Genomic DNA, 13,631 nt, shown 5'->3' with positions numbered 1-13,631 from the left:
CCGGATCAACCCCTACCTGTGACCACCCCGCTTACACAGACAAGTTGACACGCCCACACTCTCTGGTTCGCCGAGCCAGAGACATTGGCCCAGGGCAATGAGGCACCGTCTCAGCGCGGCGAGCCATGCCGTCTCAGCGTTCGCAGCGCGCCACCGGCACACGCAGCACGCGCACGTCACCCTCGCCCTCATCACGGTCCACGACTCGCCCTCATCACGGTCCACGAACCGTTTCCTCTCCTCCACAGCGGACCGACCTACCGGTTCCCTCCACAGAATGTGCCTGCGACGCCCACAGGACAGCGGCCTCGAACCACGCTGGCCACATGCCGATGCTCTCCACCCCGTTGCCTGCCTCGCTGCCGTCCCTGTTCACCGTCGCCGAGGCCACCTCGCTCGACGTCCGCCGCAACCGGCTCCGCGCCGGCGACCTCGTCAGCCCCTACTGGGGTGTTCGCTCCCGCACAGACTCCCCGCCGAGCTTCGCAGACCAGGTCCGGCTCCTGCAGCGGCTCTCCCCCGGATCGATCGCCACCCACTGGACAGCGGCCGCCCTCTGGGGCATGTGGCTGCCAGGCACGTTGGAGCCGCGCAATGACGACATCCATCTCTCTCGGCACCGCGACGACGGCGGGACCCCGCGCCGCATCGGGGTGAAGGGTCACGAGTTGAAGAGCACTGCCGGCATCACCGAGGTCGACGGCATACGGCTGACTTCGCCGGCGCACACCTGGGTCGACCTGGCAGGACAGACCCGGTTCCTCGACGACCTGGTGGCCTGCGGCGACAGCCTGCGCCAGCGCGCAGACGGCCCCGGAGCCGAGAAGTCCCGCTTCGACTTCCCACTCGCCGAACCCTCCGACGTCCTTCAGGCGATGACCGACCGCCGCGGCCGACGCGGCGTCCGTCTCGCGAGAGAAGCATGGGAGTCGGTGCGCTCCGGCGTCGACTCGATCCCCGAGACCCGCGTCCGTCTCATGACTGTGGACCACGGGTTCCCCGAACCCGCGGTGAACCCGGTGATCCGTCTCGCGGACGGACGCCTGGTGCGTCCTGACCTCGCCTGGGAAGAACTCAAGATCTGCATCCAGTACGACGGTGACCACCACCGGGGCCAAGAGCAGTTCCGCAAGGACATCGACCGCGACCGCCGGATGCAGGCGGAGGGATGGATCGTCATCCGCGTCGCCGGCTCGGCACTGACCAAGGACGGACGTCTGGCGCTCATGGCGGACCTGGCCGCGGCGTTCGCCAGTCGAGGCGCCTGAACCTCGCCGCCCGGCGCCCCTCACCGCCCGGCGCCGATCTCCGGCCGCTCCGATCATCGGCCCTGAGCGTGCTGGGGATGCCACGACGACCCAGAGAGTCCGGCACGGCGAACCAGAACAAACGGCCACTTCGACGGCTCGTGAAGTAGCCAGACCTTCTGGTTCGACGAGTCGGGGTGCGCCGGGTGAGCGTTCACCGGATCGGCGTTCACCGGGTCAGCGTTCGGCCGGCAGCAGGCCCCGGACAGCGGTGACCGTCAAGGCGACCAGCAGAACGATGAGGGCACCGTCCGCTGCGACGTAGAACAGATGCGTCATGGACCCACCTGCGGACTGACCGGCGAGGACGGCGTCGGTCCGCACGTTGAGGATCGGCCGAATGACGAGCACCTTCACGGCATAGACCGCCAGGATCCCGGCGGTCCAACCCCAGAGCGGGCGGCGCGCCGGGCGCCCTGCGGTCTTCAGCAGGGCCACCACCAGGAGCACGGCGAGCACGAACTCCACGATGTTCATGGCGAGGAACACGCGGCGGCCGATGCCCAGGCCCAGTGGGATGGTGATCCCCGGTGCAGTGAACTTCAGCGGCGCCTCGATCAGGGAGATGCCGGTGAGCAGGCCGAGCCACAGCCCCGGGACCAGCAGCAGAACCGCACGTCCGCCGCGCGGTCCGCCGGCCGTGTCCTCGAACAGGCGGCGGACACCGGACCGGGTAAGGGACTCTGCACTCATGCCCGGAATCCTACGCCTGCCACACAGGCCCCCGGGTCTCAGGCCCGGCCACTCACGCGGGCCCGCAGCACCAGCACCACGAGGATCCCGCACGCGTAGAGCCCGCCCATGACCCACCAGCCGACCGTGAAGTGCCCGGTGGCCCCGAGCACGGCGCCCATGACGATCGGCCCGAGCGAGAACCCGGCGAACATGCCCATGGAGTTCACGCCAGAGGCGGCGCCGATCTGCTCCCGCGGCACGAGGGTCAGCAGGAAGGCGTTGAGCACCACGTTCGTGCCGAGCGCGGAGATGCCGTGCATGGCCGCGGCCGCCCACACGAGGGCCGGCTGGTGCAGCGTGCCGGCCAGCACGAGCAGCACGGTGGAGCCGATCGCCCCGAGCCCGATGATCATCAGCAGCGTGGTCGGCCGGCCCCCGGCGTCCATGCGCCGTCCCCACATCACGCGGGAGACCACGCCGACGACGCCGGCCACGGCCACCGCCATGCCTGCGGCGGTCACGCCGAAGCTGACCTCGCGCACCGCGAACAGCGCCAGGTACACGTTGGTGCTCTGCGTGCCGAGGCCGTTCAGGAACGCGATCGCCGCCGTCAGCCACACTTCGGCCGGCAGCCGCTCCGCGGCGCGCGTCGCTCCCCGGCCCGCCGACGACGTCGTCGCCTTCACCGCGTCTTGTGCCCTCGCCTTCTCCGCGGCGTCCGGACGCCCTTGGCGACGGCGGCCCCTCACCTTCCTCCCGGAGGCCTCGCCTGCCGACGGGGCGGCATCCGCGGCACGGCCGAGGACGACCTCGGCGATGACCCACAGCAGCAGCGCCACGCAGGCCGCGCCAAGGGCGGCACCGGTCCAGCCGAAGGCCAGGGCCACGGCCGGGAAGAACAGTCCGGCGAACAGCTGGGAGGCCTGCACGCCGGACTGCTTCACTCCGATCCAGCTGGTCTTCCGCCCAGGTGGGGCCTCGGCCAGGATGATGCGGTTGGTGGTCGGGTTGGCGATCGCCTGGGTCGGGCCCACGAGGGCGGCGGCCACGAGGAGCAGGGCGTACTGCTGGGCGAAGGCGGCCACCACGAGGGCCAGGGCGGAGCCGCCGTAGACGATCGCCACCTGGGCGCGGACGGACAGCCGATCTGCCAGGCGGCCGAGCCAGAGCGAGGTGACGGCTGCCGAGACGAACACGACTGAGACGATGGTGCCGAGCAGGCCGTCGTCGATGCCGAGGCGCTCGACCACCAGGGCGGAGGAGGCGGAGACGCCGTAGTTCAGCAGAGGTCCGGCCGCCATGATGCTGACCAGGACGAACAGCAGTCCCCCACCGCGGCGCCGCCCGGCGGCGCCGGCACCGGACTGCCGAGCATCCTCCCAGCCGGCATCCGCTCGCCGGGCGCCCTCCCGACGAGGCTCCGTTCGAGGGGCCGCAGGCTTCTGGCTCTCCGCCCGGTTCCGTTCAGCGTGCACGGAGCGGTTCAGCCTTTGCGGGCACCGGGGTCGTCGTCCACGTCCCGGACGACGTGGTCCTCGAGCTCGGTGCCCCGGCGCAGATCGGCGTGGGTGGCGACGTCGGTCTCGGCGGGAGCCACACCCTCGGCGACCGGCTGCACGGGGGTGTCGGGCGAGGAGGCCACGGCCTCCTGCTCGGCGGCCATCCAGTCCTTCTGCGCGTCCACGCGGTGCTCCTCCGCCGCGGCCATGCGCTCCTTCTCCGGGTGCCCCTGCCCCTCGGCACCGTCGGTGGCGGCCACGCACTCCTTCTCCGCGGCCTCCGCCACGGCCTTGTCCTTCGCCTTCTGCTCCTTCTGCCGCCGCTGCAGCAGCTTGGGCAGATGGAACCGCTCCATGCCCTTCAGGTCCGCGGCGATGAACACGTTGAGCCACCTGGCGTGCGGGTCCGCGTCGATGAGGATCGCCTTGACCAGGAGGGTGGCGGGCAGGGCGAGGATCGCCCCGAGCGGGCCCAGGACCCAGGCCCAGAAGAGCAGGGAAATGAAGGAGACGGTGGGGATGACGCCCACGGCGTCTCCGGCGACCTTCGGCTGGATGATGGACTGCAGCACGAAGTTCAGCACGGAGTAGCTGATGACCACGGCGAAGAAGGCGGGCCAGCCACCCTCCACCAGGCCGAGCAGGGCCGGCGGGATCAGGCCGATCACGAAGCCGATGTTCGGGATGTAGTTGGTGAGGAAGCTGAACACGCCCCACACCAGGGCCAGCGGGACGCCGATGATCATGAGGGCCACCACGTCCAGGATGGCCACGATGAGGCCGAACACGGTGGTCACCAGCCAGTAGCGGCGCACGCCCTGAGCGAAGGCGATCAGCGCGTCGCCGAGTTCGTCCCGGGCGGTGTTGAGCAGGTGCACGCGGCGCTCGACGCCCATGGAGTCCATGGCCAGGAAGAACATGGACATCACCACGGTCAGCAGCAGGCCGAACACGGCCCACGTGTTCGTGGCGATGGCGGTCAGCGTGGACACCGCGGCGCCGGAGACGTCTTTCCAGTCGATCCCGTTCACCTGCTGCTGGACGGCCTCCGGGGACAGGCCCCACGCGATCAGCTGGTCGCTGACGTCCACGACCAGCGCCTGCACCTCGCCGGTGTACTGCGGCAGGGCGTCCACGAGCTCGAGGATGGACCAGAACAGCAGGCCCACGAACGCGCAGAACACCGCCGCCACCAGCAGCACGGACACGGTGGCCCCGAACACCGGGTGAAGGCCGCGGCGGGTCAGCCACGCCTGCACCGGGTAGACCACCACCACGAAGTTCAGGCCGAGGAAGACCGGGGCGATGATCTGGGACAGGCCCTGCACGAACTCCACCGTGATGACCAGGCCCGCGGCGATGAGCACCAGCACCAGCATCCGCGGCCAGAGCCGGTGCGGGCGGGAGGTGTTCCACTCGGATTCGATGGATCGGATCCGCTGCCGGCGCGCACGGTCGCCCGCCGGGTGGGATTCGCCCGGCATGCGCTCGCCGTGGGCCGCGCCGTCGCGCGCGTTGAAAGTGGCCTCGTTCACGTCAGGCAGTGTACGGGGCGAGACGGACGCGGGAAGCGAAGGAGCCGTCGTCGTGCCTCAGGATGGCGGGCGCACCGCGCCCGGTCTCCTTCCCGACGACGGCCCCTGACCGGCATTTCCCGCCGCACCGCCGGTGCCGGTAGGGTGGGGCGCACATCGACAGGGGAGCGCCCGCACGGGGCGCTGAGAGTGCGCCCGATGCGCAGACCCTCGAACCTGCTCCGGCCCGTACCGGCGAAGGAAGTCGAGAACCTCTCAACTCGGATGCTCCGCGCCCCGTCCGGGTGTGGGCGTCCGGGCCCCTCCGCACCACAGGAGGCCGAGACAGACGATGTCCCACACCACTGCCCGTTCCCGCACGGCCGCCTTCGGCCTGTCCGCCCTGGCCGTCCTGGCCCTGTCCGCCTGCTCCGTGGCGGACCAGACCGGCGGGGGATCCTCCGAGGAGCAGGGCTCGGACGCCCCGAAGAAGACGGTCACCATCATGACCCACGACTCCTTCGAGCCCCCGAAGGAGCTGCTGGAGAAGTTCACCGAGGAGACCGGCTACGAGCTGAAGACCACCGCCCCCGGCGACGCCGGCACCGTGGTCAACCAGCTGCTGCTGGCGAAGGACTCCCCCACCGTGGACGGCGTCTACGGCGTGGAGGACCACTCCACCCACACCCTCGTGGACGGCGGCGTCCTGGCGGATGTGACGCCGGAGGGCCTGCCGGAGTCGGCGAAGGACCGCGTGGTGGAGGGCAAGATGATCCCGATCGACCAGGGCCAGGTCTGCGTCAACGTGGACCACGAGTGGTTCGAGGACAAGGGCATGGACGAGCCGCAGGGACTCGACGACCTCACGAAGCCGGAGTACGCCGAGCTGCTCGTGGTCACCGACCCGGTCACCTCCTCCCCCGGCCTGGCCTTCCTGGCCGCCACCGTGGAGGCCGAGGGTGAAGACGGCTGGCAGGACTGGTGGACGAAGGCCCTGGACGGCGGCACCAAGGTGGCCTCCTCCTGGTCCGACGCCTACTACACCGACTTCTCCGGCGGTGACGGCGAGGGCGACTTCCCGCTCGTGCTCTCCTACTCCTCCTCCCCCGCCTACGCGCCGACCACCGGCAACGTGGAGGGCACCTGCACCCCGCAGACCGAGTTCGCCGGTGTGGTCGAGGGCGCGCAGAACCCGGAGGGCGCCCAGGCGTTCATCGAGTTCATGCTGTCCGAGGAGTTCCAGGAGGCGTTCCCGGAGTCCATGTACATGTACCCGATCGACGAGTCCGTCGAACTGCCCGAGGAGTGGGCGGAGAACGCGCAGATGGCGGAGGACCCCATCACCCCGGACCCGAAGGCCGTGGCAGAGCACCGCGAGCAGTGGCTGAAGGACTTCACCGCCCTGCGCGAGGACCGTTGAGCACGTGAGCCTGCCGTCCGTCCTTCAGCGGCGGCCGCGCGCCCGGCCGTCCGGCGACGGGCTGGGCGCCTGGTGGCTGCTGGCCGCCGTCCTGCCGCTGACCTTCCTCGCGGTCTTCTTCCTGTGGCCGGTCGGCGCGATGTTCCTGCGGGGCGTCACCGCGGACGGCGCCCTGGACCTCACCGCCTTCGGCGAGGTCCTCGGCCGCGAGCGCACCTGGCGGATCCTCGGCCACACCCTGGGCATGGCGGCGGCCGGCGCGGCCCTGTCCCTGGCCGTGGGCCTGCCGGCGGCCTTCGTGCTCTACCGGCGCACGTTCCCGGGCAGGGACGCGCTGCGCGCCGTGGTGACGGTGCCGTTCGTGCTGCCCACCGTGGTGGTGGGCGTGGCCTTCCGCGCCCTGCTGGCCCCGGGCGGGCCGCTCGGGTTCCTCGGCCTGGACCAGACCACCACGGCGGTGGTGCTGGCCATGGTGTTCTTCAACGTCTCCGTGGTGGTGCGCCAGGTCGGTGGGCTGTGGTCCGTGCTGGACCCGCGGCAGGCGGAGGCGGCGGCCTCGCTCGGCGCGTCCCCGTGGCGGGTGTTCCGCACGGTCACGCTGCCGCAGCTGGGCCCGGCGATCGCCTCGGCGGGCTCGCTGGTGTTCCTGTTCTGCTGCTCGGCGTTCGGGATCGTCCAGACGCTCGGCCGCCCCGGGGTGGGCACCCTGGAGACGGAGATCTGGGTGCAGACGTCGGTCTACTTGGACCTGCGGGTGGCCGCCGTGTTCTCCGTGCTGCAGCTGCTGGTGGTGCTGGCGGCCATCGGGCTGTCCTCCGCCGCCTCCGCCAGGACCGTGCGTGCGCTGCGCATCCGGGACGCGTACGCGGTGCCGCTGGGACGGCGTGACTGGGCGCCGGCGCTGGTCACCGCCGTGGCGGCCACGCTGATCCTGCTGCCGCTGGGCTCGCTGCTGGTCCGTTCGTTCCACTCGAGCGAGGGCTGGGGGCTGCGGAACTACCGGCTGCTCGCGGAGAGCTCGGGCGCCGGGTTCGCCGGCGGCACCACGGTGCTGCAGGCGCTGGAGCACTCGGTGAAGATCGCCGGGGACGCCACCGTGTTCACCCTGCTGGCCGGCATTCCGCTGGCCCTGCTGCTGACCCGCCCGTTCCACTCCGCTGCGGCACGGCGGGCCCAGCGCTGGCTGGACGGCGCGGTGATGCTGCCGCTGGGTGTCTCCGCGGTGACGGTGGGCTTCGGATTCGTGGTGTCCCTGCAGCTTCAGTTCCGGGAGCTCGCCCAGTCCGGGGCGCTGGTGCCGCTGGCCCAGGCCGTGGTGGCGCTGCCGCTGGTGGTGCGCACGCTCGTGCCGGTGCTCGGCGCGGTGGACCACCGGCTGCGCGAGGCCGCCGGCACGCTCGGCGCCGGCCCCTGGCGGGTGCTGCTCACCGTGGACGGGCCGGTGCTGCTGCGGGCGGTGGGCCTGGCCGCGGGCTTCGCGTTCGCGGTGTCCCTGGGCGAGTTCGGGGCCACCAGCTTCCTGGCGAGCCCGGACTATCAGACGCTGCCGATCGTGGTGGTGAAGCTGCTGGGCCGTCCGGGGGCGGAGAACTACGGGATGGCCCTGGCCGGCGCGGTGGTGCTGGCCCTGGTCACCGCCACCGTGATGGTGGTGTGCGAGAGGCTGCGTCCGCGCGGCGCCGCCGGGACGGGAGGAGCATGGTGAGCATGGGCATGGGCATGGAGCACGGTGCGGCCCTGACGCTCGAGGACGTGACGGTGTCCTACCCGGACGGCACCGCGCCGGTGTCCGGGGTGGACCTGACGCTGGCCCCGGGCGAGATCGTGGCGCTGCTGGGCGCCTCGGGCTCCGGCAAGTCCACTCTGTTGCGCGGCATCGCCGGCCTGGAGCGCGTCAGCACCGGGCGGATCCTGCTGGACGGCCAGGACGTCACGGGTGTGCCCACGCACCGGCGTGGGGTGGGCATGGTCTTCCAGGACGGCCAGCTGTTCCCGCACCGCTCGGTGGCACGGAACGTGGCCTACGGCCTGGAGTCCGCGAAGGTGCCGCGGGCCGCACGCCAGGACCGGGCGGCGCAGATGTTGGAGCTGGTGGACCTCGCCGCGTTCGGCGACCGCCCCGTGCAGAACCTCTCCGGCGGTCAGGCCCAGCGGGTGGCCCTGGCCCGTTCGCTGGCCCCGTCCCCGCGGGTGCTGCTGCTGGACGAGCCGCTCTCCGCCCTGGACCGGGACCTGCGCGAGCGCCTGTCCGCGGACATCCGGCAGATCCTCAAGGCCACCGGCACCACCGCCGTGCACGTCACCCATGACCGTGAGGAGGCCGCCGCCCTCGCGGACCGGGTGGTCCGCCTGCACGACGACGGCTCCCTCACCGTGGTCTGAGCCGTCGCCGGCTGCGGCGGTCGACGGGGGTGCCGGGGTGCGGCGCCGCGGTGCGGCCGTCGGCGCGCTGCGGCGCCGCGGTCCCGTTGCGCGTCCTGCCCGTGCCGCATCCGGCCCGTTGCGCATCCAGCGAAAGTTCAGCCGCCGAACCTCCCGGTCCTCGGGTGGCTCGGATATGTTCACAGGGTGACCTCTGCTGCTGATGCTCCTCGCCCCCGCGGTCGGCTGACCGTAGACGAGGTCGTGGACGCGGCCGTCACCATCCTGCAGGACTTCGGCATGGGGGACCTGTCCATGCGCCGCGTGGCCGGGGTGCTCGGTGTGCAGGCTTCGGCACTGTACTGGCATGTCCCCAACAAGCAGACGCTGCTGGCCCGCGTGGCGGACAGGATCGTCGCGGACGTGGAGCGCACGGTCCGCGCCCATCGGCTCGAGGACCTCGAGGAGCTGTCCTCGGCGGCCGAGGCCGTCCTGCTGCGCCACCGGGACGGCGCGGACGTGGTGCTCTCCTCCCTGGCCCTGGGGCTGGGAGGCTCGGCCCTGCATCGGATGTTCGTGGAGACGGCCCCGGATCCGGGCTCCGGCGAGCGCGCGCTGGCCGGCATGCTCGGCGCCGCGGCCCTGCGGCAGCAGCGGGAGCAGGCCGCGGCCCTCGGTGTGGAGCTCGGTCCGGACTGTCAGGCGCACGCTCGGTGCAGCAGGTCAGATCAGGCGGAGAGAGCGGCTCCGGGCTAGCACCCCGCGAAGGGCCGCAGCGGACGCACAGCAGGTGTCTTCTTGTGGGGTCTCGGCTCCGGCGGCTCTAGGATTGACCATTTGTGCGGCACAGGGGGTTCCGCCGCACCGCACGGCGGGAACGGACGCGGAGAAGGACGCAGGACCGACGGGCAGGGAAAGGAACCATGGAGCAGCGCAGCACTCACCCCGCACGCGAGTCCGTGCGGGGTCTGCACAGCGAGGCGGACGCCGTCTCGCAGGGTGCGCTGCTCGACCCCGCGCTCGCGTTCCTCGGCCCCGCCGCCCGGTCTGTCCCGCCGCGCCCCCGCCGGCTCGAGGTGGATCACCGGGGCATGCCGGTGCGCCTGACCACCCCGGCGCCGGTCCGCCCCTCGGCCGTCCGTCCCCGGCCGCCGGTGATGCGGACCCGCAGGGACGGCGTGAAGGTGATGCAGGCGCCCGCCCTGCTCCAGGGCGTCCGGTTCGGCCCGTGCTGCAGGCTGGACCTGTTCTCGGTGCGCGGAGGCATCGTGTACATCACGCGGGCCCTGGTGCTGGACGAGCTCGGGGACGACGAGCGCGGCGAGGTGTACGTCGGCATGGTCCCGGTCGCCGAGCTGCACCGCTTCTGGGAGCACGCGCTGGCGGACCAGGATCCGCAGGATCCGGTGATCGTGCACAAGCGGTCGGACGAGGACGCCGAGACCCTTCGGCTGCTGGAGGCCGTCGGGCCGCCGGGGCTGAACGTGGTGGGCTACCGCCTGGACGAGTCCGCTGACGGCACCCAGCGCTCCTCCTATCTGCTGCCGGAGATCGTCCCGGACGCGGTGATGGAGCTCGGTTCCCTGCGCATCCGTCTCGACGACGCCCCGAGCACGGTGACCCCCACGGGGTCTGCCGCGGACCGTGCCGAGTGGCGGCGGGTGCAGCGCTATCTGCAGCGCGTGGCTCCGGAGCTGCTGCACAACATGGACCGCCGCACCCCTGCGGAGGTGACGGACGTCTTCGTGGACGGCGCCACCCTGCGCGGGGCCCGCATCGGCGGTGCGGCGGCGACGGCCGAGCCCGGAGTGTGGGCGGCCCGCACCGTGCCCGGCGCCACCCGGCCCGTGGAGTCCGAACTGGACGCGCTGCTGCTGGGCTATGTGGTGGCGGCGTGGGCGGGGCGGCAGGACGGACCCGTGGTGATGCACTCTGATTCCCGGGCGGCGCTGGCCCTGCTGCGGGACGCCGTGAACGAGCCGCTGACACTGGGTGGTGCCCGCGGCGACCGGGTACGCAAGTCCCTTCGCCACCTGCTGGAGATCCGGGAGTACATCTGTTCGCTGGGCAAGAGCGTGAAGGTGCGCTGGATCAAGGGGCACGTGGGCCATCATGGCAACGAGCTGGCGGACGCCCTGGCCCGGTCGATCGCCCGCAACACTCTCGCCGGCACCGGCCACGACGAGCAGGTCCAGCGCCTGGACCGCATCGCCCGCGCATGGGAGGGCGGGCCGATCGGCCACGAGGGCTGCCACGAGGTCGACCTGCCCGACTGACCCCCTTGACACTTTCGTTCGGAAAACCGTCGCGTCCCGGCCCGCTTTCGTTCGGGAAAACGTCGTGTGCACTGCACCGGAGACGCTGCTCGAAGCCGGGATTGACCTTGCCGTCGCGTCAATGTTTACGGTCGAGTGCATGACAGTCTCGATGATCGACAGCCTCGTCGGCATGCGGCGCCTGGCCCAGGCCCAGCCTGACGAGTGGAACGAGGCGGCCCGTGATCTGTGGGCGCCGATGGCAGGCATGTACTTCTTCATCCCGGGTGGGCCGGACCTGGCCCGGGTGCATGCCCAGAACTTCGGTTTCGGACCGGAAACCTCACATGACCAGGTCCTCGAAGGCCTGAGGGCCTTGGAGGAAGCCGATGCGTGGGGCCGGGTCGAGCGTGCTGTACGGGACGGGTTGGAGCGTCTGTCAGCAGCCAATCCGACCATGCGCATGCCTGACCTTCGGGTGCTGCTCGTCCTGGGCGACCCTGACAACAGGCACTTCATGGACGAGGTCCGCGGGTTGTCGGCCTCAGGCGGGATCAGCGGCTTCATCGCGATCACCGTCTGGCCGTCGTCGGAGGTGCTGGACCGCCTGGAGGCCATTGCCCTGCACGAGCTCCACCACAACGTGCGCTACTCGCCCGGTGGTGTGGTGTGGGATCCGAGGACCGTCACCGTCGGTGAGCACGTGGTGGCCGAGGGGCTGGCGGACCTGTTCGCAGCTGAGGCCTACGGCACGCGGGGACTCACTCACTTCGTCAGCGACCAGACCCGCACCAGCGACGCGGTCCTCGCACGCGTCGTGGAGGGGCTGGAGGTGACCGGGATGCAGGACTTCGGCGCTTGGGTGCTGGGAGATGCCAGCGCACGCCTGTTCGGCGGAACCCCGGTCGGCCTGCCCACCGGAGCGGGCTATGCGGCGGGCGCCCGTATCGCCGAGGCCTACCTGTCCGCGACGGGTCGAAGTGCGGCCGAGTGCGTGACGGTCCCCGCAGCCGACGTCGTGGCGGTGGCCCTGCCACAGTTGGGGCTGACAACGACTGGACAGTGAGGGAAGGCGGGTCGTGGTGGAGTGGACCGTCCAGCAACTGGCGCAGCGTGCCGGGATCAGCGGCCGAACCCTGCGGCATTACCATCAGATCGGCCTGCTGCACCCTGACCGGATCGGCGCCAACGGCTATCGCTACTACGGCCAGACTGCCGTGGCCCGCCTCCAGCGCATCCTGCTGCTGCGCGATGCCGGGCTGCCGCTCAACGAGATCGCCGCCGTTCTCGACTCCGAACACGATCAGGCCGATGAAGTGGCAGCCCTGGAGACGCACCTCGTCCAGCTCCGCCGGGATCGTGAGGCGCTGGACCGGCGCATCGCATCGGTCGAGCACACCATCGCGATGCGTCGCCAGGGGCGCCGACCCCGCATGGACATGCTGCTCGAGGGTTTCAACGACCGTTATGAGGCCGCGGTGGTCTCCCGCTGGGGCCAGGAGGCTTTCGACGTCTCCCACCGGTGGTGGCACGCCAAGCCGCTGGCCCAGCAGCAGCAGTTCCAGGCCGATGCTGAGCAGCTGCTTGCTCGCTGGGGCGAGCTGCACGCAGCCGGCCTGGGGCCGTCGAGCCCCGAGGCGCAGGCCCACGCCGCCGCGCATGTCGCATGGTTCGCCCAGGTCCCCGGCACTCCCACCTGCGCCGACGACCCGACCAACGCGACTGCCATGGTGCTCGGCGTAGCCGACCTCTACGTCACCGATCCGGACTTCCATCCCGCCTTCGGAGGCCCCGAAGCCGCCGAGTTCGCGGCCCGAGCGCTGCGGATCCACGTCAGTCCAGCCTGACGCTCGTCCAGGGTCCGGCGTCACGCCGCCCGGCCTGACACGGCCCGTTCGAACCGGCAGCCCCTCCGTGCTTCCTCCCGCCCGACGGCCGCCCACGGGTGGCCAGGCGAGACGGCCTGCCCGTAGCGTGGACGACTCGAAGGCATTCTTCGAACGAAAGGACCCCAGCATGTTCCGCATCGGCAAGCGCATCGGCAAGAACACCACCGCCTCCGTCGGCCGTGGAGGCCCGCGCGTCGGCCGCCGCTTCGGCATCTTCAACGTCTCCAACCGCGGCGTCGGCATCAGCTGGCGCCGGCTGTTGGGCGGCCGCGGCCGCTGAACTCTCCGGGCGCGGCGGCGCAGCGTCTCCTGGCGGTGGCCTCCCCGCCGGTGATGCCCGACGACGGCACTCGCCCCCGTCGGTCCGCCCACCGTGGTGGTGGGCGTGGCCGGCGGGGGCGTGTTGAGTCCGGAGCCGCCGAGCGCGCACGGCTCGGGATCGACTGACGGCCGCGGCGCGGCAAGGACGACGGATTCAGAAGCCGGAGCGGCTCCACCGCCGGAACGCGGCGACCGCGCACCACAGCCCCACGGCGATGGCCGCACCGCTGATCGCGTAGCTGCCGGCGTCCGAGGAGACGAGCCCCTTGCCGTTCAGGGTGTTGGAGATGGAGGCGGCGCCGAAGAGGATCGCCACGATGCCGAGGATCCCGAGCCCCCAGCCGCAGATCCAGTCCCAGAGGTCCCGGCCGAGGCTCCGGGGCCGGGCGC

Annotated in this window: 13 protein-coding genes and 1 riboswitch; of the genes, 9 read left to right on the top strand and 4 right to left on the bottom strand. The window is 71.6% G+C overall.

All coding sequences use genetic code 11. The annotated features are described in order from the left end of the window. The first annotated feature begins 326 nt into the window (after positions 1-326). On the top strand, positions 327-1,268 hold the full coding sequence (locus tag FM125_RS00545; protein ID WP_087133306.1) for a PDDEXK family nuclease: 942 nt from the start codon (positions 327-329) through the stop codon (positions 1,266-1,268). Positions 1,269-1,484: 216 nt separating this feature from the next. Here the strand turns inward: FM125_RS00545 and FM125_RS00540 are convergent, their stop codons facing one another. The 3 genes from FM125_RS00540 to FM125_RS00530 all read right to left on the bottom strand — a co-directional run bounded on the left by FM125_RS00540 (position 1,485) and on the right by FM125_RS00530 (position 5,016). Beyond that, on the bottom strand, positions 1,485-2,000 hold the full coding sequence (locus FM125_RS00540) for a hypothetical protein (protein WP_245829671.1): 516 nt from the start codon (positions 1,998-2,000) through the stop codon (positions 1,485-1,487). A 38-nt stretch (positions 2,001-2,038) separates the two neighbouring features. After that, positions 2,039-3,283 carry an MFS transporter gene (locus tag FM125_RS00535; RefSeq protein WP_087133305.1) on the bottom strand — a complete coding sequence of 415 codons (1,245 nt, stop codon included), beginning with the start codon at positions 3,281-3,283 and terminating at the stop codon, positions 2,039-2,041. Between the two features lie 182 nt (positions 3,284-3,465). Continuing rightward, positions 3,466-5,016, bottom strand: coding sequence for an AI-2E family transporter (locus tag FM125_RS00530; RefSeq protein WP_245829670.1), 1,551 nt, complete (start codon positions 5,014-5,016; stop codon positions 3,466-3,468). A 151-nt stretch (positions 5,017-5,167) separates the two neighbouring features. After that, positions 5,168-5,276, top strand: a riboswitch (TPP riboswitch). A gap of 71 nt (positions 5,277-5,347) precedes the next feature. Between FM125_RS00530 and FM125_RS00525 the strand changes: the two genes are divergently transcribed. The 8 genes from FM125_RS00525 to FM125_RS11900 all read left to right on the top strand — a co-directional run bounded on the left by FM125_RS00525 (position 5,348) and on the right by FM125_RS11900 (position 13,200). Continuing rightward, positions 5,348-6,415, top strand: a complete 1,068-nt coding sequence (locus FM125_RS00525; protein ID WP_067189688.1) for a thiamine ABC transporter substrate-binding protein — start codon at positions 5,348-5,350, stop codon at positions 6,413-6,415. A gap of 10 nt (positions 6,416-6,425) precedes the next feature. Further along, complete coding sequence (locus FM125_RS00520) at positions 6,426-8,120, top strand: ABC transporter permease (protein ID WP_425435763.1); 1,695 nt, start codon at positions 6,426-6,428, stop codon at positions 8,118-8,120. A gap of 2 nt (positions 8,121-8,122) precedes the next feature. Beyond that, entirely contained in the window at positions 8,123-8,797 is a 675-nt protein-coding gene (locus tag FM125_RS00515) for an ABC transporter ATP-binding protein (protein ID WP_245829673.1), read from the top strand. 186 nt (positions 8,798-8,983) lie between these two features. Beyond that, positions 8,984-9,532, top strand: a complete 549-nt coding sequence (locus tag FM125_RS00510) for a TetR family transcriptional regulator (protein WP_245829668.1) — start codon at positions 8,984-8,986, stop codon at positions 9,530-9,532. Between the two features lie 167 nt (positions 9,533-9,699). Further along, positions 9,700-11,052 (top strand): RNase H family protein, encoded by a 1,353-nt coding sequence (locus tag FM125_RS00505; RefSeq protein WP_087133303.1) that lies wholly within the window; start codon positions 9,700-9,702, stop codon positions 11,050-11,052. Positions 11,053-11,191: 139 nt separating this feature from the next. Beyond that, on the top strand, positions 11,192-12,097 hold the full coding sequence (locus FM125_RS00500; RefSeq protein ID WP_180525272.1) for a DUF2268 domain-containing putative Zn-dependent protease: 906 nt from the start codon (positions 11,192-11,194) through the stop codon (positions 12,095-12,097). 16 nt (positions 12,098-12,113) lie between these two features. Then, on the top strand, positions 12,114-12,878 hold the full coding sequence (locus FM125_RS00495; protein WP_219337006.1) for a MerR family transcriptional regulator: 765 nt from the start codon (positions 12,114-12,116) through the stop codon (positions 12,876-12,878). Between the two features lie 169 nt (positions 12,879-13,047). Then, complete coding sequence (locus tag FM125_RS11900; RefSeq protein ID WP_157531272.1) at positions 13,048-13,200, top strand: hypothetical protein; 153 nt, start codon at positions 13,048-13,050, stop codon at positions 13,198-13,200. 195 nt (positions 13,201-13,395) lie between these two features. On the opposite strand, the gene FM125_RS11895 is transcribed toward FM125_RS11900, so the two are convergent. Then, a partial coding sequence (locus FM125_RS11895) for a hypothetical protein (protein ID WP_219337005.1) occupies positions 13,396-13,631 on the bottom strand: 236 nt, incomplete at its 5' end.

The sequence above is a fragment of the Micrococcus lylae genome (assembly GCF_900163825.1).
Taxonomy (GTDB): Bacteria; Actinomycetota; Actinomycetes; order Actinomycetales; family Micrococcaceae; genus Micrococcus; species Micrococcus lylae.
The sequence above is the reverse complement of the archived record's forward strand: the minus strand, read 5'-3'. Positions and strand labels throughout refer to the sequence as shown.

Excerpts from the sequence above, each read along its gene's own strand:
- FM125_RS00540 (WP_245829671.1), bottom strand. The coding sequence starts at position 2,000 with ATGAGTGCAGAGTCCCTTACCCGGTCCGGTGTCCGCCGCCTGTTCGAG.
- FM125_RS00505 (WP_087133303.1), top strand. The coding sequence starts at position 9,700 with ATGGAGCAGCGCAGCACTCACCCCGCACGCGAGTCCGTGCGGGGTCTG.
- FM125_RS00515 (WP_245829673.1), top strand. The coding sequence starts at position 8,123 with ATGGGCATGGGCATGGAGCACGGTGCGGCCCTGACGCTCGAGGACGTG.
- FM125_RS00535 (WP_087133305.1), bottom strand. The coding sequence starts at position 3,283 with ATGGCGGCCGGACCTCTGCTGAACTACGGCGTCTCCGCCTCCTCCGCC.
- FM125_RS00545 (WP_087133306.1), top strand. The coding sequence starts at position 327 with ATGCCGATGCTCTCCACCCCGTTGCCTGCCTCGCTGCCGTCCCTGTTC.
- FM125_RS00500 (WP_180525272.1), top strand. The coding sequence starts at position 11,192 with ATGACAGTCTCGATGATCGACAGCCTCGTCGGCATGCGGCGCCTGGCC.
- FM125_RS00525 (WP_067189688.1), top strand. The coding sequence starts at position 5,348 with ATGTCCCACACCACTGCCCGTTCCCGCACGGCCGCCTTCGGCCTGTCC.
- FM125_RS11900 (WP_157531272.1), top strand. The coding sequence starts at position 13,048 with ATGTTCCGCATCGGCAAGCGCATCGGCAAGAACACCACCGCCTCCGTC.